25 protein-coding genes are annotated in these 25,542 nt (G+C 45.7%); all 25 read right to left on the bottom strand.

The features are described 5' to 3' along the window. Nucleotides 1-68: 68 nt before the first annotated feature. Nucleotides 69-1,082 (bottom strand): hypothetical protein, encoded by a 1,014-nt coding sequence (locus V1224_15070; protein ID WWR15772.1) that lies wholly within the window; start codon nucleotides 1,080-1,082, stop codon nucleotides 69-71. Nucleotides 1,083-1,148: 66 nt separating this feature from the next. After that, a complete protein-coding gene (locus tag V1224_15075; GenBank protein WWR15773.1) occupies nucleotides 1,149-2,033 on the bottom strand; it encodes a ribokinase in 885 nt (294 codons plus the stop codon). 51 nt (nucleotides 2,034-2,084) lie between these two features. Further along, a complete protein-coding gene (locus V1224_15080) occupies nucleotides 2,085-3,392 on the bottom strand; it encodes an alpha-amylase family glycosyl hydrolase (GenBank protein WWR15774.1) in 1,308 nt (435 codons plus the stop codon). A 58-nt stretch (nucleotides 3,393-3,450) separates the two neighbouring features. Next, on the bottom strand, nucleotides 3,451-5,148 hold the full coding sequence (locus V1224_15085) for a methyl-accepting chemotaxis protein (protein WWR15775.1): 1,698 nt from the start codon (nucleotides 5,146-5,148) through the stop codon (nucleotides 3,451-3,453). 131 nt (nucleotides 5,149-5,279) lie between these two features. Next, the gene (locus tag V1224_15090) at nucleotides 5,280-7,409 is read right to left on the bottom strand and encodes an alpha-glycosidase (GenBank protein ID WWR15776.1); all 2,130 of its coding nucleotides are present in this window, start codon (nucleotides 7,407-7,409) and stop codon (nucleotides 5,280-5,282) included. 429 nt (nucleotides 7,410-7,838) lie between these two features. Further along, nucleotides 7,839-9,641, bottom strand: coding sequence for an ATP-dependent zinc metalloprotease FtsH (gene ftsH / locus V1224_15095; protein WWR15777.1), 1,803 nt, complete (start codon nucleotides 9,639-9,641; stop codon nucleotides 7,839-7,841). 34 nt (nucleotides 9,642-9,675) lie between these two features. Next, nucleotides 9,676-10,200, bottom strand: a complete 525-nt coding sequence (hpt, locus tag V1224_15100) for a hypoxanthine phosphoribosyltransferase (GenBank protein ID WWR15778.1) — start codon at nucleotides 10,198-10,200, stop codon at nucleotides 9,676-9,678. Next, the gene (gene tilS / locus V1224_15105; GenBank protein WWR15779.1) at nucleotides 10,157-11,659 is read right to left on the bottom strand and encodes a tRNA lysidine(34) synthetase TilS; all 1,503 of its coding nucleotides are present in this window, start codon (nucleotides 11,657-11,659) and stop codon (nucleotides 10,157-10,159) included. The genes hpt and tilS overlap by 44 nt, the downstream gene beginning before the upstream one ends. Then, the gene (locus tag V1224_15110; GenBank protein WWR15780.1) at nucleotides 11,631-12,818 is read right to left on the bottom strand and encodes a SpoIIE family protein phosphatase; all 1,188 of its coding nucleotides are present in this window, start codon (nucleotides 12,816-12,818) and stop codon (nucleotides 11,631-11,633) included. Before V1224_15110 ends, tilS begins: the two co-directional genes overlap by 29 nt. Nucleotides 12,819-12,981: 163 nt before the next feature. Further along, a complete protein-coding gene (locus tag V1224_15115) occupies nucleotides 12,982-13,290 on the bottom strand; it encodes a septum formation initiator family protein (protein ID WWR15781.1) in 309 nt (102 codons plus the stop codon). Between the two features lie 23 nt (nucleotides 13,291-13,313). After that, nucleotides 13,314-13,802, bottom strand: coding sequence for a spore cortex biosynthesis protein YabQ (gene yabQ / locus V1224_15120; GenBank protein WWR15782.1), 489 nt, complete (start codon nucleotides 13,800-13,802; stop codon nucleotides 13,314-13,316). A 7-nt stretch (nucleotides 13,803-13,809) separates the two neighbouring features. Further along, nucleotides 13,810-14,058 carry a sporulation protein YabP gene (gene yabP / locus V1224_15125; protein ID WWR17500.1) on the bottom strand — a complete coding sequence of 83 codons (249 nt, stop codon included), beginning with the start codon at nucleotides 14,056-14,058 and terminating at the stop codon, nucleotides 13,810-13,812. Nucleotides 14,059-14,193: 135 nt separating this feature from the next. Continuing rightward, nucleotides 14,194-14,433 carry an RNA-binding S4 domain-containing protein gene (locus tag V1224_15130; protein ID WWR15783.1) on the bottom strand — a complete coding sequence of 80 codons (240 nt, stop codon included), beginning with the start codon at nucleotides 14,431-14,433 and terminating at the stop codon, nucleotides 14,194-14,196. A 24-nt stretch (nucleotides 14,434-14,457) separates the two neighbouring features. Continuing rightward, complete coding sequence (locus tag V1224_15135) at nucleotides 14,458-14,733, bottom strand: HU family DNA-binding protein (protein WWR15784.1); 276 nt, start codon at nucleotides 14,731-14,733, stop codon at nucleotides 14,458-14,460. Nucleotides 14,734-14,838: 105 nt separating this feature from the next. Continuing rightward, the gene (locus V1224_15140) at nucleotides 14,839-15,552 is read right to left on the bottom strand and encodes a MazG family protein (GenBank protein ID WWR15785.1); all 714 of its coding nucleotides are present in this window, start codon (nucleotides 15,550-15,552) and stop codon (nucleotides 14,839-14,841) included. Beyond that, nucleotides 15,513-17,021: a PEGA domain-containing protein gene (locus V1224_15145; protein WWR15786.1), complete on the bottom strand. Its 1,509-nt coding sequence runs from the start codon at nucleotides 17,019-17,021 to the stop codon at nucleotides 15,513-15,515. The genes V1224_15140 and V1224_15145 overlap by 40 nt, the downstream gene beginning before the upstream one ends. Before the next feature lie 111 nt (nucleotides 17,022-17,132). Continuing rightward, nucleotides 17,133-18,116: a CotS family spore coat protein gene (locus tag V1224_15150; protein ID WWR15787.1), complete on the bottom strand. Its 984-nt coding sequence runs from the start codon at nucleotides 18,114-18,116 to the stop codon at nucleotides 17,133-17,135. 60 nt (nucleotides 18,117-18,176) lie between these two features. Further along, nucleotides 18,177-19,493: a CCA tRNA nucleotidyltransferase gene (locus tag V1224_15155; protein WWR15788.1), complete on the bottom strand. Its 1,317-nt coding sequence runs from the start codon at nucleotides 19,491-19,493 to the stop codon at nucleotides 18,177-18,179. Nucleotides 19,494-19,655: 162 nt separating this feature from the next. Further along, nucleotides 19,656-20,270 (bottom strand): DUF3592 domain-containing protein, encoded by a 615-nt coding sequence (locus V1224_15160; GenBank protein ID WWR15789.1) that lies wholly within the window; start codon nucleotides 20,268-20,270, stop codon nucleotides 19,656-19,658. Nucleotides 20,271-20,284: 14 nt separating this feature from the next. Then, the gene (locus V1224_15165; protein ID WWR15790.1) at nucleotides 20,285-21,064 is read right to left on the bottom strand and encodes a DeoR/GlpR family DNA-binding transcription regulator; all 780 of its coding nucleotides are present in this window, start codon (nucleotides 21,062-21,064) and stop codon (nucleotides 20,285-20,287) included. 44 nt (nucleotides 21,065-21,108) lie between these two features. Further along, on the bottom strand, nucleotides 21,109-21,792 hold the full coding sequence (locus V1224_15170; GenBank protein ID WWR15791.1) for an HAD family hydrolase: 684 nt from the start codon (nucleotides 21,790-21,792) through the stop codon (nucleotides 21,109-21,111). A 138-nt stretch (nucleotides 21,793-21,930) separates the two neighbouring features. Next, the gene (locus V1224_15175; protein WWR15792.1) at nucleotides 21,931-22,239 is read right to left on the bottom strand and encodes a PTS sugar transporter subunit IIB; all 309 of its coding nucleotides are present in this window, start codon (nucleotides 22,237-22,239) and stop codon (nucleotides 21,931-21,933) included. Between the two features lie 53 nt (nucleotides 22,240-22,292). After that, nucleotides 22,293-23,792 (bottom strand): PTS ascorbate transporter subunit IIC, encoded by a 1,500-nt coding sequence (locus tag V1224_15180; GenBank protein WWR15793.1) that lies wholly within the window; start codon nucleotides 23,790-23,792, stop codon nucleotides 22,293-22,295. A 35-nt stretch (nucleotides 23,793-23,827) separates the two neighbouring features. Next, complete coding sequence (locus V1224_15185) at nucleotides 23,828-24,310, bottom strand: PTS sugar transporter subunit IIA (protein WWR15794.1); 483 nt, start codon at nucleotides 24,308-24,310, stop codon at nucleotides 23,828-23,830. A 22-nt stretch (nucleotides 24,311-24,332) separates the two neighbouring features. Beyond that, nucleotides 24,333-25,436: an L-ascorbate 6-phosphate lactonase gene (gene ulaG, locus V1224_15190; protein WWR15795.1), complete on the bottom strand. Its 1,104-nt coding sequence runs from the start codon at nucleotides 25,434-25,436 to the stop codon at nucleotides 24,333-24,335. Nucleotides 25,437-25,542 lie beyond the last annotated feature (106 nt).

Genomic DNA, 25,542 nt, shown 5'->3' on the forward strand with positions numbered 1-25,542 from the left:
AGCAGGAAATCTTATATTTCACAAGATTTCCTGCTTCTATTTTACTGATATTATTATTTTTCAAATGATCATTCCGATCGCAACTGTGCCAATCTTTCAACCTCTTCAATAGACAAACCAGTACCATCTGCAATCTCTTGAATCGACAACTTTCCCATTTGCAAAAATCGTCGGGCTGTTTCTACTCCGGCAGCATATTTTCCTTCACGCATGCCTTCACGCATGCCTTCACGCATGCCTTCACGTCTGCCTTCACGCATACCTTCACGTCTGCCTTCACGTCTGCCTTCACACATGCCTTTTTGTATCGCCTTCTGGCTCGCTTCTTCTATTTCACTTTCCAGATAAGATCGCATGATTTCCTGCTCGTCGTACAATACCATCATAATATCGATGACCTCCTTTTCCCTGCTTTCCAGATATTCCTTCAACACATCTCTGTCTTTGCAGATTCGGATCGTCTCTAAAACCGCTTTTTTTGTTCTTCCATATAAGGCAATCTGTCCATTGCATACCTGTGTGAAAACGATATATTGGTTGATGATATCGCCCTCTTTTCCGTCGTAGATCATCTTTACTTTTATATCAATGGAACATTCTTCTCCGCCAAAAAACTCTTCTGACAATGAGACCTCTGATGGTTTCGCTTTCCTGTCACCAGCATAGATTACATAGACTTCCGGTATTGGCAACTGTACCTTTTTTGATTTATATAAATTTTGTTTGGTACGTTCCAAATAATCATGATACGTTTGCGCCAAATACAACATGGCTCTGACTATAATATTCATTGTCCATGTAGACTGTGCTTCCACTAAGATCATCAGGCGATTTCCAACCATAAAGCCAAGATCATTGTATATATTGTCTGTCAGTACGTTACGAATCGTGACGTCTGACAATTCTGTCTCCGTAATATCATTGTCCTCAGGATGAAGCGCTTTATACAACTGCATCAAATATTTTTTATCTTGAAACAGATTCGTAAAAACACTGTCTTTTATTGTATGTTTTGCCACATATCTGTTTTTCTCCGAAGTACCCATAACGGACCCTTCCCGAACAATTTCTGATTGCTCCAACACTTCACCTGCCTGGAATTATGCTTTTTCTTTCAAAATGATCTGGCTGTCAAAAGATTTTTTTGCTTACACCATCGCCGCTTTTACTTCCTCCATCGTTGGAATGGAATCTGTAGCCCCCATCCGTGACACAGTGATAGAAGAAGCTCTGGCACACATTTTAAGTGCTTCCTGAACCGGCATATTTTCTAACATGGATGCAATGAAGTATCCGGTAAAGGTATCTCCCGCCGCTGTCGTATCTACCGCCTGTACTTTATAGATTTCCTGCCTGCATGTCTGGGTTTTATCACGATAAACAGCCCCATCCGAGCCAAGAGTCAAGACAACTTTTGCCTCCGGAAATTTATTCATCATCACATCCAAAATTTTATCCGGTTCCTTCTCTCCGGAAATCTGCCCTCCCTCAATCTCATTCAGAAGGAATACAGAAATCTTCGTCAGATCACAGGCATCCAGTGCGCTGTCGAGCGGAGAAGGATTCAATGCGATCTGCATACCGCGTTCATACGCCTTGTCAATGATATAGTCCAGTTCATTGACTTCATTCTGCAATAAGAGAATATCTCCCTTTTCAAAATTTGCAAGTACTTCATCCACAAATTCTTTCGTGATGCTGCGGTTGCTGCCTCCAAAAAGAAGGATACAATTTTGTGCATTTTTATCTAACTGTATGATCGTATGCCCACTCTTGCCTGGAATTTGCCTGATAAATGTCGTATCTACATTGCTTTTCCTGCATGTATCAAGAAATTGCTGTCCATCTTCCCCAATCATACCGGCATGATAAACAGGTACACCGGCTCTTGCAAGAGAGATTGACTGATTCAATCCTTTTCCGCCAAGGAACGTTTCCATCCCGAATGAACTCAGTGTCTCTCCCGGCAATACCGCGTGATCTACTTTATATACATAGTCATAATTCAATGACCCAAAATTCAATACCCTCATCTTTTATCCTCCAGTTATTCCCTTTTATTTTAAACCAATCCTCAAACTGCTTTACTCTGTTTTCCAAAAAAAGCAAGAATAAGGAGGTAAATCACTGCCACCGCCAAAATCGTGCATTTCTCCGGTGATCAGATCCCATCCTCGTCCTGACTGTGCATTGAAATCTGCATGATACGTATTTTCATCTGCATTGATCGCCACAAGCACACGCTCTCCTTCTGTTTTCCGCTCAAAGATCAGCTGCTTTGGCTGTACCATCACATTTCGATAACTTCCATAGCAGAGTGCTTTGCTGGCTGTTCTGGCTTCCGCCAGACTTTTGATCCATGTCGTTAGTTCATTTGTTTCCGGCTGCTCTATTGCAGGCCGCAGAGAAGGATCGCCATTTTTCTTGTCTCCTTCCACGCCCCACTCACTTCCATAATATACGGAAGGCACTCCAGGCATTCCAAACAGCATACCATAAGCCGGACGAATACAATTTTTATCTGTGAGGATCGTTGCGATCCGGCTCACATCATGATTGTCCAAAAAGCTGAGCAGATGTTTCCCTGTATACAGGCACCACTGTTCTCCGCCAAATTGGCGATTTAAACTATAGGAAATCTCGTGCATATTTCCCGTATTAAAGCTGGAATACAGCCCTTTATAGCACTCATAGTTCGTTACGCTATGGCAGGCATGATCATTCATCCATCTGTTGTAATCTCCATGTAAGGTCTCACCCATCAGAACAAAATCCGGTTTCACACTGTCTGCCAGTCCCCGCAGAGCTTCCAAAAATCCCAGATCCAGACAGTATGCCACATCCAGTCTCAACCCGTCGATGTCATAGTCTCCGACCCAGTTTCGTACAGCATCAAATAAATAATCTCTGACAGCCGGATTGTGCAGATTTAATTTGACCAGTTCATTACACCCTTCCCAGGCCTCATACCAAAAACCATCATTATAATTGGTATTTCCATCAAATGAAATATGAAACCAGTCTTTATAAGCGCTGTCCCATTTTTTCTCCCTGACATCCTCAAACGCCCAGAAACCTCTGCCGGCATGATTAAACACGCCGTCCAGCATAATTTTCAGGCCTGCCTCATGCAGTGCATCACATACTTTCTGAAAATCTTCTTTCGTCCCAAGCCGACAATCTACTTTATTATAATCCCGCGTATCATAACCATGTGCATCACTTTCAAACAAAGGATTAAACAATACGCAGGTTGCGCCTGTCTCCTTAATATGATCCACCCAGTCCAGTACGCGCAGGATGCGGTGTTCCTCTACACCATCATTGTGCAGAGGTGCGCCACACATTCCCAGAGGATATATCTGATATACAACTGCTTCATCAAACCACATGTATTCGTACCTCGTTTTATTTTTATTTTGCCCCGGAATTCAGGCGTTTACTGTCACATCAGATGTTAAACTTATTCATCAGCTCTACCATTGTGTCCACTTGCGCTTTCTGCTGTTCACTGACTGCAGCAGTTTCCTCGGATGTGGCGGAATTGTTGTCCACAATCGCCGATACCTGAGAAATACTATCATCCACATTATGCATACTAGTTACATCCTGCTTCAGCAATTCTGCGATCTGCTCCATTTTTCCGATCGCCATTTGAGCGCCTTCCATGACTTCATCAAGATTTGCCGCTGTCTCATCCGCAATAGAGATACCTTTTTCCACAGCCTGAATCGTTGTCTCAATGAGTTTTGTCGTTCTTCCCACAGCTTTTGACGATTCTTCGGACAGGTTTTTCACCTGCTCTGCAACCACGGCAAACCCTCTACCTGCTTCCCCTGCTCTCGCCGCCTCAATAGAAGCATTTAGCGATAAGAGATTCGTCTGAGAAGCAATGTCTTCAATCGCATTAATGATTGTGCCAATCTGTTCGCTGCATTTGCTAATTTCGCCAATGGCTTCTTTTAACTCCTGCATTTTCTCATTGCTTCTCTGTAATGTGCCGCCTGCACGATTGGAAATCTCAACAGACTCCTCCGCTCCGACTACGTTTTCCTCCATGCTGGCAGATAATATCTTGAACGCCTCCACGACATCTGTCAACTGTACGGCCTGATTCGTACTTCCTTCAGCCAGATCCTCCGCTGCTGATGCCAGCTGCTCTGCTCCCTTGTCAATTTCTCCGACTGCATCGCGGATTGTTGTCAACATATCCCGCATCTTTTCTGCAATCTTAAGGAAAGACTCTTTGATACGAACAAATTCACCGACATATTCCTGATTAATCTGTATGTTGTAATCACCGCCGCCCATCTGCTCCAAAACTTCCGATATTTCTTTGATCATCTGGTACAGGTTGATGCGCATAAATGCGGCGGCTCCTACCATTTTTCCGACCTCACTGTCATCCTGACGCATATCCATTTCCATGCTGAAGTCTCCTCTGGCAAGCGCTTCCATCTGCGTCGAAATTTTCTTAATTGGTATCAGAAGCTCTCTGTTGGCAAACTGTGTAATTCTGATAATCCCCCATACAACATAAGAGAATGCAATTACAAATATGATCTCGATCAATATCTTTGCCAATTTCAGCATTTTGACAATTTCTTCTTTCCGGTTTTCAATTTCTGTGATTGTCTGATCTGTCAGCTCACTGATCTCATCGATCACACTGCCATATTCCGGGCTGAACACGGCGTTCATTGCAGACTCTACGTCTCCGTTTCCGGCGTGCGCAATCGCCTCCTCTTCCAAAGGCACTAAATTGTCCGACAAAGAGGCAATCTCTGCCAGTTTCCCCCATTCTTCTTCCGTGATCCGGCAAGTTTCCAAAATCGCCAATGCCTTATCTCTGTTTTTATCTTCATTCAGCTCTCTCAGATAAGCGTCATAATATTTCTGATCTTGTGTCGCCGCATAGGATTGTACGGCATAAGTCAGTGCTTTCGAGCCGAGCCGATATTGATTCAACGCAATAGAAACATTAAGCTGTTCCTCCTGAACAGATGACAAAACAAATGTAGACAAGGTAAATACGATCAGCATCACAATCCCCAAGGCTACTGCGGCAATTACCTCAATCACCAGTTTCTTAAGCTGTGCGGCCTGACCGGTCTTTTTCCTCTGTGTTCCTGTTTGGTTTATTCCCATATTTCCTTTCTCCTTATCATGTGCGCCTCTTACTCGCTTACAATTTTATTATATGCCCATCGACAAAGCCGGTCAACACTTTACATTAGAATCACTATGCAATATGGGAATTTTACCGGTTCCAAATATTGTCACAGAAATTGCAGGAAACCTCTTTTTTCTTTCTTTTTGTGTTTGAGTACAACAGCGGACGTAGGCGGCAATGTAATCGACACTTTTCCCGATCTTACCGGATAATAAACCGCTTTTGTCGTAAAACCACTCTGATCCGTCATAATCAGCTGCTCCAGGATCACTTCCTTTGGAATGCCGGCCTCCCATACGCTGATTTCTTTCTTTATTTCTGTCTCATTATTATTCAATATGACAACAGACTGTTCCTCTTTTACGAATCTGCCATATGCGATCACATTGTAATCATCATGCAGTCTCAATAAAGACCCCCAGATAAATTCCGGGTTTTCCTTATGAATTCGTATCATCTGCCTGTGAAATTCAATCAGCTCTTTATCCTCATGCCCCCAGGGATAGGTGCGTCTGTTATCCGGGTCCGTAAATCCGCATACACCGGCTTCATCTCCATAGTAGATCGTAGGAGCTCCAATCCATGTCATCTGTAACAGTACCGCTTCCCGGAATACCGGTTTGCTGATTCCTTCATTGGCTGCCTCCGGCCCCAATGTATTCGTTCGTCCAACCTTGTGATTCGTCCTTGTCAAAAAGCGCGAATGGTCGTGATTGGACAGTTCATTCATGGCAACCTGCCAGGACGGCATCGTATAATCAACATTGTGATATTTCATAGTCTCCCAGAAGCTGAACGCATTTCCGTACAGATCCGCCCGATAATCATCACTGTGCTTCTGCATCCCGGTCAGGAACCAGGAAACCGGTTCCATAAAAGCATCATAATTCATGACGGAATCCCACTCATTTCCTCTCAGCCAGCTCTCCGGGCTTCCATAATGCTCCGCCAGAATCAGCGCCTCGGGATTGACGCCTTTTACTGCCCTGCGAAACTCCTGCCAGAATTTGTGATTCTCTTCCGGGCTGTGGGCCAGATCCGCCGCCACATCCAGTCTCCAGCCATCCACACAATAAGGCGCTGATAACCATTTTTTCGCCACTCGTAAGACATAATCATATAGTTCTCTGGAACCTTCATAATTCAGTTTCGGAAGCGTGTCATGGCCCCACCATCCATCATATGTATGATTGTAAGGCCACTTGTCTGTCTCATAAAAGCGAAAGTAATTCCGATATGGACTGTCCGGCGAAACATATGCGCCTTTTTCATACCCTTTAGCGTTTTCATAGATCCGCTCCCGGTCCATCCACTTGTTAAAGGAACCGCAATGATTGAACACGCCATCAAGTATGACTTTCATTCCCCGCTTGTGGATTTCCTCCACAAGTTTTGCAAATAATCGATTGCTCGCTTCCAGATTTTCCTTATCTGTCACTCTTGTAATATAACGGCCTGCAAGCCTGTTTTCCCTTTCATGCGGCTGAAGCAATTCCCCCTCTTCTTTCACAATCTTTCCCAAATGGGGGTCAACATAATCATAGTCCTGAATATCGTATTTATGATTGGAAGGAGAGACAAAAATGGGATTTAAATAGATCACATCTATCCCCAGATTTTCCAGATAATCGAGCTTATCGATAATTCCCTGCAAATCTCCGCCATAAAATCTACGCACATCCATACTGTCCGGATATGCATCCCAGTCTTCCGCTTTTACGACTGGTTCCCCGATATACCGATATTCATTTGTCAGAACGTCATTAGAAGGATCTCCGTTATAAAAGCGGTCTGTAAATATCTGATACATAACCGCCCCTTTTGCCCAGGAAGGCGTTCGAAAGCCTGGATAGACGCGGAAGCAAAAGTGCTCCTCTGCGCTCTTTACCGCTCCCCGCATATCATAACAACAAATGATCTTTCCCGCTTTTATCTCAAAATAATAGACTAACGGTTCATTCTCCAACTGTACTTTCACCGCATAGTAGTCAAACTGTTCATCTGATGACTCCAACATCATCAATTCCTTTTGTCCCTTACAGACAAAATAAACTCTGTCAATATTTCTTCTTCCAGAACGAAATCTCACTGTGATTTCGTCGTAGGGCGCCGGTTCCTGGGGTATTACATAATTTTGTGTCGTATCACTAAAAAGCGCTTTTTTTCGAAATACCGGACGCATATTGGCAACATATTCCTGCTGCTGCTGCGCTTTCAGAAATCGGTCAAATTCCATAATCACTCACCTTTCCTGTTTTTTCGCAGTCACCCGTGCCTGCTTTTCAGTCGCACTGCTTTACAATCGCAGTGCCGCGCAAAGCCGCTTCGCGTCTTTTCGCTCACGGGCTCTCGCCCTATGAAGAAACTCAGAGATACAGCCGCTTATGTGCAAGCACAACGCAGCTGTATCTCTGAGTTTCTTCGCACTGCTCATTGCTTACGTGCATAGTATATCATAATTTTTGGTAGTAAAAAAGACAGCATTTTAACTTGCTGTCTTTTTTAGAGAAGGTATTTCTTTCTTATGGGGTATAGCAAAAAACTATATAATGTATTGGGGGGGGTTACAAATAGTATAATAGCAAAGGTCCCGCCAAATGTCTATACTCTCAATTCACAATTATACCAAAAACAGATGCTTATTTTTGGTAATATTGCATAATCCCTAGGCAAACAACTGCTCAAACTCGGTTCTGGAGATCTTTTCTTTCTCGATCAGCAAGTCTGCACATCTGTGCAGAATCTCATTATGCTCTTCGATGATTTGTTTTGCTTTCGCATAGCATTCATCTATAATCCGCTTGACCTCCACATCAATCTCATTGGCGACAACTTCGCTGTGACTCCTTGTATGTGCCAGATCCCGTCCGATAAACACTTCGTCGTCGTCATCATCGTAATTGATAAGACCGATACGTTCCGACATACCAAACCGGGTCACCATCTTTCTCGCAACTTTTGTGGCCTTCTTGATGTCGCTGGAGGCGCCGGTTGTAATGTCCCCAAAGATCATTTCCTCGGCGATCCTGCCACCCAGGCTCACCATAATCTCCTGGATCATCCGGCCTTTTGTCATAAATACCTCATCCTTTTCCGGAAGCGGCATCGTATAGCCAGCCGCACCAATACCGGTCGGAATAATAGAAACTGTATACACAGGCCCCACATCCGGCAGCACATGAAACAAGATCGCGTGACCTGCCTCGTGGAACGCCGTAATCTTCTTTTCCTTGTCCGAAATGATACGGCTTTTCTTTTCCGAACCAATCCCGACTTTAATAAATGCTTTTTTAATATCGTCCTGTTTGACAAAACCTCTGTTATTTTTTGCAGCTACAATCGCAGACTCATTCAACAGATTTTCCAGATCGGCCCCAGTAAATCCTGCCGTCGTCTGCGCGATCTGTTTCAAATCAACATCATCTGCAAGGGGTTTATTTTTGGCATGTACTTTCAGAATATCTTCCCTGCCGCCTACATCAGGCGAGCTGACCGTGATTTTCCTGTCAAACCGGCCTGGACGAAGGATCGCCGGGTCAAGAATGTCCACTCTGTTTGTCGCTGCCAAGACGATAATCCCTTCATTGACTCCAAATCCATCCATCTCCACAAGAAGCTGGTTCAGCGTCTGTTCTCTCTCGTCGTGGCCGCCGCCCATACCGGTTCCCCGACGTCTTGCCACAGCATCAATTTCATCGATAAACACGATACAGGGAGCATTCCTCTTCGCGTTTAAAAACAGATCCCGGACACGGGATGCACCCACACCTACAAACATCTCCACAAAATCTGATCCTGAAATACTGAAAAAGGGAACATTGGCTTCCCCGGCTATGGCTTTTGCAAGCAACGTCTTACCGGTTCCCGGAGGTCCCTCCAACAAGACGCCTTTCGGTATCCTCGCGCCCACCTTCGTAAATTTAGCGGGTTCCCGTAAAAATTCTATAATTTCTTCCAGCTCTTCCTTTTCTTCTTTCAGACCTGCAACGTCTTTCAGCGTGATTGTGCCCTCTCCCATGGAAAGTTTTGCCCGGCTCTTGCCGAAATTCATCATTTTCCCGTTGCCACCTGAATTTTGTGAATTCATCATCACAAAGAAAAAGACGCCGATAATCAGCACTACCAACATTGGCAGCATGTAAGTCATAAACCAGCTTTCTTTCGGAACATCACGCATAATCGGGTTGATTCCGTTCTCAGACAACAAACGCTCGATCTCTTTAACATCAGACACATATGCCACTCTCACGCTGCCGTCTGATAAAGCTACTTTTACTGCACCTGTGGGCGTCTCTTTATTTGGCTGTATTTCCACATGCGTGACCCGCCCGTTTTCCAGGTCTGCTGTCAGCTCCGCTTTTGTATAAACGTCCTGCTTTTCATTCAGCGTACTAATAAAAAAAGTCAATCCCAAAAGAATCAGTATGACAATAAAATAAGTATTCAGACTTCTGCTGTTTTTGTTCAATGCTTTTCCTCCCAGGAGTGAAGCGCCGCTTCCCTCAATCTAATTCTACAATACCAATGTATGGAAGATTCCTGTATTTTTGATCATAATCCAGTCCATACCCCACTACAAATTCATCCGGGATCTGGAATCCGGTATAGTCTACGTGAACATCCACCACCCTGCGTTCCGGCTTATCGAGCAGCGTGCACAGTGCAAGACTTTTCGGTCCCCGGTCTCTGAGCATTTCAATCAGATAACTGAGTGTCCTGCCGGAATCTACAATATCTTCTATAATTATGACTTCCTTATCTTTCAATGGCTCATCCAGATCTTTGACAATCTTGACAACACCGCTGGATTTCGTCGCACTGCCATAGCTGGAAACCGACATAAAGTCAAGAGATACCGGTATCGTGATCCTTTTGGCCAGCTCACACATAAAAAAGCTCCCGCCTTTTAAAACACACACGAGATGCACCTGCTTCCCCGCATAATCCCGGCTGATCTGCTCCCCGATCTCCTGGATCTTTTCATCAACTTCTTTCTCTGTCAACAGTACTCTGATCTTTTCCGCCATCTGTAGTTCCTCCTGTGACCTGTATCTGTAATACGGTCTTTGTCTCTTTGTCTACTTTATAATACTCACTGATCCGCTGTCCGACTACCCACAGGATATGATCTCCGTCTGCCAGGACAGGGATATGATCTCTTTGTGCTCTCGGTATCTTTTCTTCTATATAATATGCTTTCAGCGATTTTTTGCCGCCATTCGCATAGGCCTGCAGATAATCGCCGGTTTGCCGCGTTCGGAGCATCAAAGATTTAATTATTTTATCATAATCAAACCATTTCGTATATGTTTTTACGGGAATAATTTGGCTTTTTTCACAGGATAACAGACTGGCCTCAAACGCCATGCCCTGGTACCAGGTAACACCCGGAATAACAAGCTGTTTTTTATCCCCCTGGTCATCTGCTCTCTCAACAGTTTCGCCGCAGGTAAGCCGCACTTTGTCATATTCCCGATAAACGGCCATACCGCCCGGAAGCTGCACACTCGCGTTCCCATCTCTGTAAAACATCTGTAATAACATGCTTACATGCACTGCCGTGATATTTTTTCTGCTGCCCACGACATCCTCCATTGCCAGCAGCAACATTTGCTTTTGCAGGAAAGGGTCTTCTCTCATGAAAACTGCCACATCCAGTATGATTTCCCGCTGTAAATACTTCGCGCATCCTGAAAGTGCCTTGCCTGCACTCTCACGGATAAACGTTTCCGCCTCCCCTGCTATAATGCTGGTTTCATATATATGGGACACCGCTCTTTCACAGATCTCTTTTTGGGCATAGGATACGATATGATGCCGGATTCGGTTTCTTGTATAAGTATCCTCGCTATTTGTTTTATCTATACAATAGGCAATCTGATTTTTTCCAAGAAATTCCTCAATTTCCTCCCGGGTCGCACACAGAAGCGGTCTTATGATATTTCCCCGCACCGCCCGGATACCCGACAGACCCGCAATCCCTGTCCCTCTAAACAGGTGGAACAATACCGTCTCCGCATTATCATTCTGATTATGAGCGACTGCGATCTTGCCATCCGGCGCGCCTGCCCCTGCAAGAACATCCGCAAATGCCCCATAGCGGACAATGCGCCCCGCCTCCTCCGTGGAAATATGCTGTACTCTGGCATATTCTTCCACGTTTTCTTCTATATAATAGTAGGGACAATTCCACTGCCTGCACAGCGTCTCGACATATGCAGCGTCTTCCTCTGCTTCCTTTCTTATTTTATGGTTGATATGGACAGCCAGCAGCTGAAACGGAATGCGCTCTCTTATTTTAAGTAATACAAAGAGAAGGCAGACAGAATCTGCCCCTCCCGAAATGCCAGCCACGACCGTATCGTCCGACTTCAACATATGATTGTCTCTGATAAAATTTTCCACCTTTGTGATCATAGCATAACTATAATCAATTTCAAATAAAAAATCAACCCATCTACAGGCTCGCATTTTCCCAAATGCCAAGAGTCAGCACCGTCATGTCATCCTGTATCTTCCCTTTTGTCCTGTGCAGGACAAACCGTAAGATATAATTGGCCATTTCCTGTGGATTTTGTACATCCATCTGGCTCAAAACTTCCCGGAACAGATCTTCGTTTCCCACGCCGTCTATGATGCCATCAGACACCATGATGATGAAGTCTCCATCCCGCAGCCGACATACCTGCTTGTCCACTTCCATCTTATGAAAAATGCCTAGCGGCAGATTATCAGCGGCTATCTGTTCCACTATATCATCCTGCTTAATATAAGTATAAGAAGAGCCTATTTTCATCATTTCGCACTCTCCTGTATACAGATTAATGTCGCAAATATCGAGCGTCGACATATTTTCTTCCTCACAGCGGGCAACGAGTACTCCATTGATCATTTCCACTGCCACTTCTTTTGAAAAGCCACTTTCCAGCAGTTTTTCCAGCAGGTCAATCACCGTCTCACTGTCCCCCATTGCCTTTTCTCCGGAGCCCATGCCATCTGACAGCGCCATCGTAATGCCGCCGTTGCCTTTTTCAATAAAACAATAGGTGTCCCCGGATACCTTCTCATTCTCTCTCGTGGCTTTCGCCGCCCCTGTCAGCACATTAAAGGAAGGCTCCTCTTCAAACAGGATCATCTCATACTCTTTCGAGAGGAAAAACAGGCTGTCTTTTTCCGGCAGCAGTTTTCTCTTAAACAAAAATGACAAAAGTTCTGCCGCATCTTCCGCAGTCATCACATGTCTGTCATCGACACATAATTCGACGGCCAGCTTCAGACCGCTCTCGTCCTCTTCCGCCTGGTAAATTTCTCTGACCAGTATACCATTTTCCTTACAGGCATGGACGATCTTTTTCTGTTCCTTCGCCTTTAGCGGATAAAAGTGATAGGTTTCTTCCGCCATCGTCCTTATAATACGGGCGACTTCTTTGAGATTGTCTGCCAATATCTCACGGTCTTCCAGTAATCTTTTTTTGAACAGGCTTGTCTCTCTGTCCGACATCTCTCCTTCATCCGTTTCTCCTCTATATGTAAATGTTTTTGCTAAAACATGAAACGAGTCCGCATAGCCAAGTAATTTTTTCCTTCCATAAGCAGGAAGCAGAACGTCCTGCGTCCGCACGCCTATCGCATTTGCCTTTCTCATTTTACAATGTCCCTTCCTTTTATAAAGCAGTTAATTCCTCTGCCCTCTGTTAAGAATACAGTATAGCAAATGCAGCCCGCATAGTTTGTCATAATATGAATCGCATCCGGTCTTTTTTCAGACAAAAAAATGCGAACCATGAATCTTTCGATCCGGTCCGCATTTAATTTTTTTCTTTAAAAATGATCTCCCCGTCATATACAAGGCCGAGCTTGTCTTTTGCCACTTCCTCCGCATATTTTTTCGTCTTTGTATATTTACGGAATTCTTCGATCTCTTCCGTTCTCTTCTGCTCCTGCAGAATCTGCTCTTCCAATGCGATCTCTTTTGCCGCATACAGTTTTTGTTTATTATAAAGTTCGATACTTCTGATCCCGACTACAAGAAGAAGCATCAACACCGCAACTGTCACGAGAAACATACCAAGGCGATTCTGTCTTTTTCTGCGGAAGGCCAGTCTTCTCTTTACCATAACGCATTCTCCTATTGCTTCCTTTAATGTTTATATAAAATCATTCTAAGCTTTTTTTTACCGAGCGTCAACTTCTTCTTCACCTTAGAAGTTCCCGCCCTCAAGCGGCTTCGAGATTGTTTCCCCTGCCATTCGAGCCGCTTTTTTATGAATTTTAACGGACGCAGTATCAGTCTGATCAGTTTTCCCATGATGTGCAGTACCTTTATTAATAGAAGAGAGACATACTTTACAAACAGAAAGCCGATCGTTATCTTGTATAAAAACATACCTGCCATGGCTCCTGCTACTGCAAACCAGCGGAGCGTGCCGTTATTTTCTCTGATCAGCATACCAAAAATGATCAGAGAGCAGGCTGTCCAGTACAGGAAATCTTCCACGGAAACCGCCAGAATGTTGTGGCGAATCATTCTCCGCAAAATGCGCAGTATATCGTATAAAACAGTAATCAATATACCCATGAGAAAAGAATGGAACAGAAAATAAATCTCCAGTGTAATATCAGGACTCATATTCCACCTACTTAAACAGTTTTGCTAAAAAAGATTCCCCTGACTTCCCATATCCTCCGCTTTCCGAATAGGTCAGACTGTCAACCTTTCCCTCAATATCCACTTCCCCTTTATCAAGACTCAAACGGTTTACATGCAGGTCGCTCCCTTTGATCATCAGCATCCCCTGATCTGTCTCCAACAGGATCTCGTTCAGATCAAAGGACAGCACATCCACCACCCCGTTCAAATTACAGATATTTCGATTGGTAAGCATACATTTATGCTGTTTTTGCTTGTTGTTGATCAAATCCTCCATGAAAAAAGCCCCCATTTCATTCCTGATACATTGTATGACGGAATGTTCAGACTTATGTCTGAAAACGGGGACTTTGTCCTGTTCTTATTCGTTTTACAGGTAGCGGTACAACTGCGCTGCCTCTTCTTTCTTCACTGTCTCCTGGACATTCAGCACTTCCACTTTCACATCTTTGTTGCCGAACTGAATCGTCAGAATATCGCCAGCCTTTACATTGGCAGATGCCTTTGCCGGCTTGTCATTGATCAAAACCCTGCCTGCATCACATGCCTCGTTGGCCACCGTGCGCCGCTTGATCAGACGGGACACCTTCAAATATTTGTCAAGTCTCATTGTGGTCTCGCCTCTGTAATTATCTTATGCGTTAATCAGATCTTTTAATGCTTTACCGGCTTTGAATTTAGGAGCTTTGGAAGCCTCGATCTTCATCACTTCTCCGGTCTGAGGATTTCTTCCCTCTCTTGCAGCTCTCTCGGACACTTCAAATGTACCGAACCCAACCAGCTGAACTTTTTCTCCTTTTTTCAATTCCTCTGAAATAACATCAGTAAAAGCCTTTAATGCTTTTTCTGCATCCTTCTTAGAAAGTTCTGCCTGATCAGCAATCGCTGCAATTAATTCTGTTTTGTTCATTCCGAACTCCTCCTCTTAATTGAGTTTATATGTTTGTGTATCCGGACGTTTCCTCTCGGAAAGCCTATATATATTTATAGACATATTTCCATTGTTTGTCAAGAATTATTCATGTGCAGGCTCGAAAAACTCCACTTTTTCCACGATTCTATCCGCCAGTATCTGCTCCGGCGCCAGCCTCTTTCTGTAGGCAAATTCAGACAGCAGCCAGAGCATATCGGCAAACATTTCCTCCACACACTTCTGTCCGCCTTCCTCATCCGCCGCCTTTAATTTGGCCAAAACAGACTCCATGCGTTCCCAGAACGTCTCCGCCTGCTCATGCAGACCATAGAGCTTGTCCGCTTTTTTGATAACTTTACAGGCTCTTGCAAGCGCCGGAAGCTCCTCCGGGATTTCCCGCAGCGGTGAGGCAATCCAGCTCTTGCCCTCTTTTTCTTTTTTCTTGATCGCTTCCCAGCTCGAGAGCGCCTGTTCCGCATTTTCCGCCTGAATTGTGCCGAACACATGCGGGTGACGCCGGATCATCTTTTGCGACACTTCCTCTATCACATCACCTATCGTGAACAGACCTTCTTCCTCAGCGATCACGCTGTGCATCACTGCCTGCAATAAAATATCGCCGAGCTCTTCTCTCATATTTTCCGCATCGCCCGTTTTTTCATAAATGCGAATCGCCGCCAGTAGTTCTGCCGCCTCCTCTGTCATACACGGTTTTAAACTTTCATGAGTCTGTTCCCTGTCCCAGGGACAGCCATTTTCAGCACGAAGCGCTCTGATTAATTGTACAAATTCTGTGAAAGTATGTTGTCTGTCCATGCTCCGTCTCCTAATCCTAATGTATTTAAATCAGGCTCGACTTTCCTGACAAGCTCAGAAAAAGAAAGTTCCATATCCTTTTGTTCTTCATCGACCTGTATCGTATAGCTTCTTGTCTGATAACCATTCCTGCGCAGAGAAATCACATGGCTGCCCGCTTTCTTGGGGAAGCTGACCGGAGCAAGCCCGACATAGTTACCGTCTACATACACCTCAGCATCTCTGGGGGCGTTGACCTTCACATTCCATGTCCCGTTTCCTGCGCTTACCTCTCCCGCCGGCTCCATATCCGGTATTTCTTCTTCCCTCCCGGTATCGCCTTCACCGGGCTCCAGCGGCAGATTTTCATAAGCCTCATAGTTGTCCGTATCTTCCTCATCAAGATCTTCGTCGCCCATATCTTCGTCTATCTCTTCCTCATCGTCCTCTTTGTCGCTTTCCACACCTTCGCCATCCTTTTCCATCTCCACGTTCAGATTGGCATTTTCCTGCCCTACTTTCAGATATTGGCTGATCGTTTCGTACCCTTCCGCCTTGACGATCATCTGATGCACCCCGTATTCCAGCGTCACATAAGTGGAAGTGTCTATCTTCTCCCCATCGATATAGACACTGGCATCCGCCGGCGTGAGTGTGAAAAACACATTGCCTGTCTTTACTTCCTCTCCTTTGAGATCAGAAATGTCCAGCACCGTTTCTTCGTCTCTGTAGACGACCGTCTCTTTGCTGCCTCCATGGATTCCGTTGCGCACAACGACAGTGTAAGCGCCTTCCGGTACGGTGAGCATCATATCCTGTGTAATCTTCTGCACCATTTTCTGTCCGACTTCGATAAAACCATCAACGAAATATTCGGTTCCTGTCAATCGCAAATACCCATGTCCTTTTTCCACCTGGATACTGTAGATCGTATTTTCAATCCCCTTGACAGACAGTACATCTCTTTCGTTCAGATCTGTCAGCTCGATCTCTTCCCCCTCCGACAGAAGAACCATCCGTTCTGCCAGTGTATACACTTCTCCGTTAAACGTAAGCTGTCCTCTCACCTGATTCATCTCAAATCCCGATGGTGTCTCCGCCTCCCACGCGGACGGCGAGATCGCAACGGAAACACACCGCTTCGGAATATGCTGAAAATTCACATCGACAATGTCTCCGGGAGACAGTTGGGCCACAGACATCGCCTGCCCATATTTATCTGTAATCACCGTTGTTCCGTCATAGTACAGAGTATAATTTTTGTTGACGATCCGGTTGAGAAATGTGATCTTGTGGTCTGCTTCGGATACTTTGACGACCACTGCCGTATCCTTGGAATCATACTCTCCCCGCTCCATGACACGAAAGCCCGTATCCGCATTTTCCGTCTTTGCCGCTTCCCCGGTTCCGCCCTTCAGGAAATCAATATTGACGCCGCCTGCGCTTCCGCACCCTGACAGCGCCAGCAAACTGAGCACAAACAGTGCCATAATTATACTCCATCGTTTTTTCATTTCTCTATCCTTTGCTTTTCCTTCCCATTTGTCCCTAATTTATATCTTTCGCCTCTGTCCCCGCTTCTTCCTGCGCCGTTTTCCCTGTTACCCGGGCAACAACTCACGCAAAAACAGTTCCTTGTCTTTCTCCTGTCGAAGCAGCTTTTCAAATTTCTCCATATTTCTCCCGGGAATCCACGCCTTACCAGCGTTGAAATAAAAATTGACGATCTTCCAGAATTTCTCCGGATAGGCAAGGCGGTAATAAAGCTGCAATATTTCTTCTTTCTCCAGCGGATTTTCCTCCTGATATGCTTCAAGAAGACCCATGCCGACCGAAAGTCCCCAATTATTTTTCTCCAGCAGTTTTCTTAAAAACAGATACAGATCCCGGACCTGACTGTCGCACACACATTTTTCAAAATTAATGACATGAATGCAGTTCTCCTCAAACAGCAGATTATGGTACTGATAATCCCCATGGCACCATATCCCCTGTGCCGCTATTTTCTCATAAAAATCCGATTTCTGACACAACTGCCATTTTTCCGCTATTTCGAACGCTTTTTCCATATAGCGGTCATAATATTTTAACAGATAGATCTCAAAATCATTTTTCTGGCTCTTCCCGCGCAGGAATCTGCGGACTTTTTTCAGTTCCCGGTTATGTTTTTCGTATTCTTTATCCATCTGAGAGACGGACACAAACATTCCCGGCTCCACAGGCATACGCATCGCTTTATGCAGCCTGGCGAGAATGCGCATTGCTTCTCTGCATTCTTCATGATCCCGCACACTGCACTCCCGGCCGCCAAAATAGGTCTTTACAAAATAAGTATTCTGGCTCTGGTCCTTTGTCCACAGCATGCCCTCTTTATTAGGAAGAATCTCTTCCACCGGAATGCCGCTTATATTCCGGACATGGGACAGCAATGTATTCTGCAGGATCAGTTTATCCGTAAACCCTGTATATTCTTTTAAGATCCGTATTCCTTCCGGCGTCTCAAAAAGAATGGATCCTCTGCCTTTCCATGTCCGAATCACTTCAAAATCATATTCCGAAAGCACGCTGATAGCTCTGTCATTCACGTATATTCCCCCTAAGATTGGTCCTTACCTATCTTATGAGGCATGATTCGGAAAAATGCGCTAAATCTTTGTCAAAAGATATTCCTTTGTGTTACATTCGGGATCTTCCAATACAAGGTCCAAAAGGCGCTGCAATGTATCGCCGATCTCTTTGCCTGGCTTCATACCGGCGGCAATCAGATCACGACCGCCCACTGCCAGGTCCTTCAGAGAGAGACATTGCCCCTGTTCCAGTACGTACCGGTAAATCTCTTCCAGATGCGTCAGTGTCTCCAGCTTCTCCTGTTCCAGATAACCGCTCTGCGCCGCCACATCCGCCCTCTTTACCAAAAAGAGCAGCGGCATCAGCTCTGTCCCGATCCTGTTCGCCGCTCTGCGGATTCCTTTTTCTGACTCCGGCACGGGATAATCATGATATTGTACGAGCTTTGTCACTTTGTCTCTTGTATCGTTGTCAAACTTCAGCCGGCCAAGCACCGCCCCTGCAATCTCTGTGCCGACCGCTCCATGTCCTTTGAAATGGTCCATCCCGCTGTCATCTGTCGTGCGGACAGACGGCTTCCCCAGGTCATGAAAAAGCATTGTCAGCCGCAGTATTTTGTCAGGTTCGATCGCCGCCATACTGTGCAGGATATGCTCGCCTACCGAATATTTATGATGCCGGTGATTTTGCGGCGTTTTCATAGCCGCATCAAATTCCGGTAAAACAATCGCCGTAATACCGGTCTCATATGCCATGCGCAGGTATTCCGGATGAGAGGAAACCAGCAGCTTCACAAGCTCTGTCTGGATTCGCTCGGCGCTCACGTTTCGCAGATTGCCAGCCAGTTCCCTGATTGCTTCCTTAGTCTGTCGTTCCACCTCAAACCCAAGCTGCGCAGAAAAACGTACAGCCCGCATCATCCGCAGCGCATCTTCTTCAAATCGTTCCCTGGCGCTTCCGACACAGCGGATCATGCGTCCGTCCAGATCAGCCATCCCTCCGAAAATATCGACCAATCCGTCCATATCATTATAGGCCATGGCATTAATTGTGAAATCTCTGCGCCGCAGGTCCTCTCTCAGACTCGCGGTAAACGTCACTTCAGTTGGATGCCTGCCGTCCTCATACGCTCCGTCAATCCGATAGGTCGTCACCTCAAAGCCTTCCTTTTGCAGCATCACTGTCACTGTGCCGTGTTGGATTCCGGTATCAATTGTCCGTCGAAAAATCGCTTTCACTTCTTCCGGTCTGGCAGATGTCGTAATATCCCAGTCTTCCGGCATTCTGCCGAGCAGACAGTCACGCACACAACCACCCACCGCATATGCTTCATATCCAGCTTGTTGTAATTTATTAAGGATAAATTTAACTTTTTCAGGACATTCTATTTTCATGCGTTGTTCCCTGCTTGTTTTATTTTTTTCCCGACAAAAAAATGGTATTCCTTCTTTATTATCATATCGCACCTGCGACATTTTGAACATACGGAATCTTTTTCCTGCCACACTGCCCGCCCTTGCATAAGCAGCCTATCCCTTATAAAGCCAATCAGCCGCCTAAAACAGCACCGGTAAAATACTGGCACCGGCGAGCAGTCCAATAACTGTCAGGATCACCCCTGCTGCTGCCGCTCCGATTCTCGCATGTTTTTCGAGTACGGCGCCAGATTGCGGGTCATAATACAGGTTCATATGTTCCCCGGTCCGAAACGTGTGCTGTCCACTGGAATTAATGTTACATTTTCGTGTTTTTTCTACATTATTTAATCTATATTTAACTATCGGATAGTATGTAAACTTTGCTCCTCTGATGATTTTCGTCTCCTGAGAAAGCTGACGCGAATCAATGGCAACAATCTCCGCATCGATCACTTGCAAATTCCGTCTCTTTAACGACACATAGTCTGCAATCAGGCTCACTCCGGCCCCGGCCAGTACAAGCGCCAGACAAAACATTGCCTGCACCTGTCTTCCAAGATTCTGCTCAAGTGCAAGAATGATCAGCAGCGCCCCTTCCACCATCATCATCCAGGGATGGAATAAAACTTCATCTCCATTCTCCGCAGAGTTTCCACTTTTACGTGTTCTGTTCCGCTTTCTCACCTGGCCGGACCCGACAAGAAAAATAACGATGCCCGGTATATATAAGAACAGTTGTGACAAATCTGTCATATTTTCCTCCATATCTATTTGGTGGGGACAAGAATAACCTTAATCCCATACCGCCGGAGTTTCTCAACAACGATCATACTGGCATTATCATCGGTAATCAGCGTGCATGGACAGTCATAGGCGCAGCTTCCATACGTATTTTCCAAAGTTTCCCGTTTCTGGATCTTCGTGTGATCCGCCAGTATATACAGTTCCTTGCTCGTACGGCTTATCATCGCCTCATTAATGCCGATTTCCGTAGGAATATCATACCTGAATTCCCCGTCTTCATAGACTGCCGCACAGCCAAGGAACGTTTTGTCTGCGGTCATCGACAGGAGATTGCGCATCACATATTCTCCTACCATCACATTGCTGCGCACTTCTCCCCCGGTAAAGCGGATTGTCACATCCTCCGGATATTTCGCACCGATCCCCCAGCAGTTATTTGTGTATACAGATACCTTTTTACCCACTACAAATCGCAGCATGTTCAGAGCAGTCCGGCTGCCATTGATAAACAGCGTGTCCCCGTCATCAATAAAGCGGGAAGCATACTCGGATATTTTGTCTCTGCACATGGCGATCTTTTCGTCCTGAGAGATCATCGCGTGAGCTTTCTCAATCGAAACCGCTCCTCCGTGAACCCGTGAAAGCAGCTTCTCCTGCTCCAAAAGCTGCAGATCGCGCCGCACGGTCATCAGAGAGATCTGAAACGTCTTTGCGAGTTCCTCCACTTTGACTTCACCGCGTTCACGAACCAGATTCAGGATCCGCAACTGACGTTCATCGACAGCTTTTCGATTGTTCTTCATAATCATGATCTCCTTTAATATCGCTTCCTAAATTATCATTATCATCATTCTGAAATGATGTCTAATATCTCCAAAAAATGATGAATCTGTCTGACACATGCCCCCGCCTCATATCCCTGCGGTCGATACCAGACAGCCTGCAGCCCGGCCTTTTCGGCGCCAAGCACATCTTTTTCCAGATTGTCTCCGACAAACAGGCATTCTTCTTTTCCGCATCCCGCTTTGTCTACACACTGCGCAAAGAAAACCGGATCAGGTTTTTCGGCGCCCACCTCTTCACTGGACACCATAAAATCAATATCAGAGAGCAGCCCCAGTTTTTCCAGTTTACGAAACTGTGTGAACGCAGTCATGTCTGTGCCGATGCCGATCCGTACTCCTCTCTGCCTGAGTCCTCGCATCGCTTCCGGAGCTCCCGCAGACACTTCTGCCTTTTCGATCAGCGTATCCCAGTAAATATGACTCATCTCCAGCACATGCGGGTGCAATGGCAGACCTCTGCGCTCGAGCATGTTCTGATAGCGTATGGTGCGGTTATGCACCGCCGCCACCTCTCCCATCCTCTCTTTCAGTTCCGCTCCTGTTTCTCTGTGCAGTCCGGAAAATTCTTCCGCAGACAGTCCCAGCTCACGCTCCGCATATTCCGTCAATTTTGCAAATGCCGCTGTATGTGCCTTATCATAACTATAGAGCGTATTGTCTATATCAAAAACTACCGTTTTTATCATATTATCTCAAACTCCTATTTGCGTCAATCAAAAAGCAATGGCAAAAACCGGGCCCGGAATATATCTCATATATCACCGGGTCCGGTTCTCCTCATCCTGATTTTGACTTATCATCTGTGATAAGTAACGATTGTGTAACTAGTCCAATAATCCGGCTTCTTTCAAACCACTTTCGATCTCCGGCGCAGACATGACATTTTTCAGAGGAATCAACACAGTACCGTTTTTCTCCACACCGTCGAATGTCTTTGCGAATGTACGCGCACAGAAAACGACATCATAACTGCGGGATGCTGTCTTTCCTTCCGACACCGGACAATGACGAAGCTCCGCCGGTTTGATCCCATATTTTGTCAGTACCTTCTTGATCGCATTCTCCATCATCAGTGAAGAACCCGCACCGTTCGCGCAGCAAGCTAAAATCTTTTTTCCGTCTAATTTTGCCATAACACCCGTTTCCTTTCATTTATTAATTAATTTTAAATTTAATATTTTTATTTTCAACCCTCTACTGATTGTTTCGCCTTGCGCTCCGCGTATGCTTCGTAATTTTCTGTGATCAGGAAATAACCTTCCGGGTCCATACGGTATTCGATCTGCGGAATCGCAAGCAGTACGATAACAACGATCGCAACGCCGATATAGCCAAGGTAACGCATGATTACCGTAAATGCCGGCCATACCGTATCCCAGTCAAACATGCCCAGGTACCCGCCATAAGAAGCCAGACCTACCCAGCCGGCAATAAGCGCAGCTCCGAACACCTGGATCATACCGGCAAAAAACGGAATCGTCAGGCAGGCTTTCAGGCCACCCTTCTCATTTGCCACAAGCCCCATCGTCGCATTGTCAAAAAATACCGGCACAAACCCACAGATAATGATCGTCGGAGAACCGATGACGATCAGAACGATGATCGCGATAATCTGCCCCACGAGACCTGCCAGAAAACCAAAGGTAACTGCATTGGAATCACCAAAGCCAAAGCAGACCGCGCAATCCACACCCGGAATAGAGTCCGGAAGCAGTTTGTCCGCAATCCCCTGGAAGGACGCTGTCAGCTCCGTCACGAACGTCCGCACACCGAGCTGTAAAACTGCCAGATAGACTGCAAAGTTCAGCGACGTATTGAAGCAATAAAATACAAAGTTCTCGCCTTCTGTTGTCGCACCTGATTCTACAAAGAAAGGTTTCCCAATGATCGCCATAATGATTCCGAAAAATACCGTCATCAAAATAGCGGTGCAGACCATGTTTTCATTGAAAATCGAGAAGAAACCAGGCATCTCCATCTCCCCGACTTTTTTGATTTTACGCTTTCCGTCCTTTTCCCCGAACAATTTATCTGACAGGAAATATGCCAGCCGGATTCCGAACATCTGCTGATGAGCGATTGCAAAACCGGCGCCCTCACTCAATTCCTGCATCGGCTTTACAGTCAGGTTGGAACCTACCGCCCAATACGCGCCAAGAATGACCGACATCACGATCATCAGAGCGATATTGTTCTGTAAAAGTCCCGGCAGCGCAAACATAATCAGCCAATATGCGGTCGCTGCCTGCTGCACCTGTACGTGGCCTGTCGTAAACAGGGTACGACATTTTGTTATCTTATTAAAACGCACGAGCAAAATATTGACAATAAACGCGATGAGCAGCAATGTCATCGCCTGCGAAAAGCCCTTGCCAAACACTTCTTCCACACCGGCTGTCACCGCATTCTGTCCATAATACGGATCAATCACACACGCCGTAAGGTTAAAACGATCCTTGAGTCCCGCCAGTATCGGGCGGAATGTGCTTGTCAGGCCGCCGGACCCGGCATTGAGAATCAGCATACCGATAATCGCCTTCAGTGTCCCGGCCACCGTATCGTACCACTTCTTCCCCATCAGGCAATAGCCAAGCAGAGTCAGAAACCCAACCATATAAGGCGCTTTCTGCAAAATATAGGTGGCAAAAAAAGTCCAAATCGCATTCAATATATCTAATACTACCATAATCCTCCTCCTTTTTCACCTGATAGCCGGAGCTATCAATCTTCTTCACATGGGTATTTTTTCTCGGCGTCCAGTATGTCTTCCGGCGTTCTGGCCACAGCCAGCGCATCCAGAAGTTTGTCATTCATAAAAATAGCCGATAACTGCTGAATATTATCCATGTGTTCATCCGGATTGGCCGCGGAGAGTGTGAAAAACAGGTTGGCCTCCTTTTTCTCTCCATCCTCATCCTCACCGAAGTCGATCATTTTTTCAGACACCATAAAGCCGATGCCTGTCCTGTTCGCTCCGACTGCATTTTCTGTTGTATGTGGCATGGCCACATGATGTTCAAACACGACATACGGGCCATATTTCTCAATGCAGGCTACAATCTGTTTATAATAGTCCGCATCCACACTTCCATCTTCCACAAGAGATTCGGCGCTCAGGCGGATCGCCTCTTTCCAGTCCACTCCTTCGCCATTGATAAACCGATAATGTTTCTTTTCCACAATCGTCTGTAACACGGTAGCCATAAGCCTTATCTCCTCCTTTTATTTACAGGCAGGATCTGTATGGAATGTTCTGCGGTGCTTCGAAACAATCCTCAAAACCTCTCTGGTGATGATAATACAGCTTGTCTTTATCCTGAGGATATACATACTTTCCACCTACCTGCCAGAAGAACGGGTGGAACTGATATTCGTTGCGGTCTTTCTTGAAATCATATAAGAGCCTGATCTCCTCACAGTCCGCCTGGAAGTTTGTCCAAACATCCCAGTGAATGGGAACGACCACTTTACATTTCAAGTTCTCAGCCATGCGCAGAATGTCAGTCGATGTCATCTTATCCTGCATACCGACCGGATTTTCTCCGAAAGAACCGAAAGCCACATCAATGTCATAATCTTTGCCGTGTTTCGCAAAATAGATAGAGAAATGAGAATCTCCCGAATGATAAATATTGCCGCCCGGCGTTTTCACGAGATAATTAACTGCCTTATCATCCATATCGGTAGGACAGACGCCGGTCAGTTCTTCACGGTCAGGACCTGTGGAATCCGTCGTCACAATGCAGGTGCGGTCAAAACTGTCGAGCGCCACAATCTCAATATCTTTAATTTTCACTGTGTCCCCCGGCTTTACCGTGATGCAGCGGTCTTCAGGAACCCCCCACTTCACCCATGTCTCCACTGATTTTTTCGGTCCGATAAACGGTACCGGAATCTCTTTACCGTTTTCATCGATCGTCTTCATCCCGCTCTGCAATACATGCGCCGCCCATTCGGCTGACATATGATCCTGATGATAATGTGTGGCCAGTACGGCGTCCACCTGCCGGAAGGCAAACGGATCGATGACAAACGGGACATTGCGCAGATTCGGCTGCATCGCCCGGCCACCGCACATATTCGCCATCTGATGTCCTACCTTCATCTTACCATCGCCATGAGTACGCTTGCCGTTGCCACACCAGAGATCAATCGTGATATTCGCCCCGGCCGGTGTCTTAAACCATACGCCCGTGCACCCAAGCCACCACATTGCCACATTGCCTGCGGCAACAGTCTCTTTCTCGATGTCCTCTACCAGCCACGTACCCCACTCCGGGAACGTGCTCATAATCCAGCTTTCCCGGGTCATTTCAGAAACTTTGCTCATATTTTTCCTCCTTTAATTGGCATTTCTTTTCAGTTTTACTAAATATATCCTATCTCATTTCAAATTGCAATAGATATTTGTTCGTTTTTATGTTTGTTATTTTATA

The organism is Lachnospiraceae bacterium JLR.KK008, from assembly GCA_037015955.1.
Classification (GTDB): domain Bacteria; phylum Bacillota; class Clostridia; order Lachnospirales; family Lachnospiraceae; genus VSOB01.

Bases quoted from the DNA above. Each gene is read 5' to 3' on its own strand.
- V1224_15075 (WWR15773.1), bottom strand. From the start codon at position 2,033: ATGAGGGTATTGAATTTTGGGTCATTGAATTATGACTATGTATATAAA.
- V1224_15080 (WWR15774.1), bottom strand. From the start codon at position 3,392: ATGTGGTTTGATGAAGCAGTTGTATATCAGATATATCCTCTGGGAATG.
- V1224_15085 (WWR15775.1), bottom strand. From the start codon at position 5,148: ATGGGAATAAACCAAACAGGAACACAGAGGAAAAAGACCGGTCAGGCC.
- V1224_15090 (WWR15776.1), bottom strand. From the start codon at position 7,409: ATGGAATTTGACCGATTTCTGAAAGCGCAGCAGCAGCAGGAATATGTT.
- hpt (WWR15778.1), bottom strand. From the start codon at position 10,200: ATGGCGGAAAAGATCAGAGTACTGTTGACAGAGAAAGAAGTTGATGAA.
- V1224_15110 (WWR15780.1), bottom strand. From the start codon at position 12,818: ATGAGAAAGGCAAATGCGATAGGCGTGCGGACGCAGGACGTTCTGCTT.
- V1224_15115 (WWR15781.1), bottom strand. From the start codon at position 13,290: ATGGTAAAGAGAAGACTGGCCTTCCGCAGAAAAAGACAGAATCGCCTT.
- yabQ (WWR15782.1), bottom strand. From the start codon at position 13,802: ATGAGTCCTGATATTACACTGGAGATTTATTTTCTGTTCCATTCTTTT.
- yabP (WWR17500.1), bottom strand. From the start codon at position 14,058: ATGCTTACCAATCGAAATATCTGTAATTTGAACGGGGTGGTGGATGTG.
- V1224_15130 (WWR15783.1), bottom strand. From the start codon at position 14,433: ATGAGACTTGACAAATATTTGAAGGTGTCCCGTCTGATCAAGCGGCGC.
- V1224_15135 (WWR15784.1), bottom strand. From the start codon at position 14,733: ATGAACAAAACAGAATTAATTGCAGCGATTGCTGATCAGGCAGAACTT.
- V1224_15140 (WWR15785.1), bottom strand. From the start codon at position 15,552: ATGGACAGACAACATACTTTCACAGAATTTGTACAATTAATCAGAGCG.
- V1224_15145 (WWR15786.1), bottom strand. From the start codon at position 17,021: ATGGCACTGTTTGTGCTCAGTTTGCTGGCGCTGTCAGGGTGCGGAAGC.
- V1224_15155 (WWR15788.1), bottom strand. From the start codon at position 19,493: ATGAAAATAGAATGTCCTGAAAAAGTTAAATTTATCCTTAATAAATTA.
- V1224_15160 (WWR15789.1), bottom strand. From the start codon at position 20,270: ATGACAGATTTGTCACAACTGTTCTTATATATACCGGGCATCGTTATT.
- V1224_15165 (WWR15790.1), bottom strand. From the start codon at position 21,064: ATGAAGAACAATCGAAAAGCTGTCGATGAACGTCAGTTGCGGATCCTG.
- V1224_15170 (WWR15791.1), bottom strand. From the start codon at position 21,792: ATGATAAAAACGGTAGTTTTTGATATAGACAATACGCTCTATAGTTAT.
- V1224_15175 (WWR15792.1), bottom strand. From the start codon at position 22,239: ATGGCAAAATTAGACGGAAAAAAGATTTTAGCTTGCTGCGCGAACGGT.
- V1224_15180 (WWR15793.1), bottom strand. From the start codon at position 23,792: ATGGTAGTATTAGATATATTGAATGCGATTTGGACTTTTTTTGCCACC.
- V1224_15185 (WWR15794.1), bottom strand. From the start codon at position 24,310: ATGGCTACCGTGTTACAGACGATTGTGGAAAAGAAACATTATCGGTTT.
- ulaG (WWR15795.1), bottom strand. From the start codon at position 25,436: ATGAGCAAAGTTTCTGAAATGACCCGGGAAAGCTGGATTATGAGCACG.